Origin of the sequence: Enterococcus cecorum (genome assembly GCF_052119425.1) — a bacterium.
Taxonomy (GTDB): domain Bacteria; phylum Bacillota; class Bacilli; order Lactobacillales; family Enterococcaceae; genus Enterococcus_E; species Enterococcus_E cecorum_C.
This window is the reverse complement of the sequence record NZ_JBQKFH010000093.1, coordinates 1-724: the sequence shown is the minus strand read 5'-3', so window position 1 is coordinate 724 and position 724 is coordinate 1. Positions and strand designations below refer to the sequence as shown.

1 protein-coding gene is annotated in these 724 nt (G+C 37.6%); it reads right to left on the bottom strand.

Annotation, left to right across the window (positions count from 1 at the left end):
• Positions 1-17: 17 nt before the first annotated feature.
• On the bottom strand, positions 18-724 hold a 707-nt coding region (locus tag ACTQZM_RS11900), incomplete at its 5' end, for an IS3 family transposase (RefSeq protein ID WP_441653888.1).

Here is a 724-nt window from a genome sequence, read left to right as displayed (position 1 = left end):
CGGTCGTCTCGTTTTCATTATGCAGCTAAAAGATGGAGCCTATATTGAACAGGACTCATCCATCCTAACTTTTCTTTTATTCGTTGTTCATTATAATACTTTATAAATCGTTCTATTTCCATTTTTAATTCCTCATAGCTATAGTAAGTAACGCCATAGTATATCTCTTGCTTAAGCAGACCGAAGAAATTCTCCATTACGGAATTATCTAGACAGTTGCCCTTTCGAGACATGCTTTGAAATATTCGTTCTTCTTTTAGCCTGTGAGAGTATGCCTTCATCTGGTATGCCCAACCCTGGTCAGAATGGAATGTTCGTCTATAAGGGCAGTCTGAAGTGATTTCAATGGCTTTATCCAAGGCATTCATTACATTCTTTGCTGAAGGTTTCTTATCGATGCCGTAACTTAGTATTTCTCCATTACACATATCCATAAATGGATCTAAATACAGCTTATGCATTGTCATATGTCCTTTGACATCAACTTCATAATACTTAAATTCAGTCGTATCCGTTGTGATTTTTTGATGGGGTATGTGCGTATTAAAGCGTCTGCGAATTCTGTTGGGTGCAATGGTACCAATCCTGCCCTTATAGGAACTATATTTTCTACTTTTGCGTGTGTAGGATGTCACCTGCAAGCCAAGTTTTTGAACTATTCGCTGAACCTTCTTTTTGTTGATGAGATATCCCTGATTATGAAGCTCTCCATGTATTCTACGAT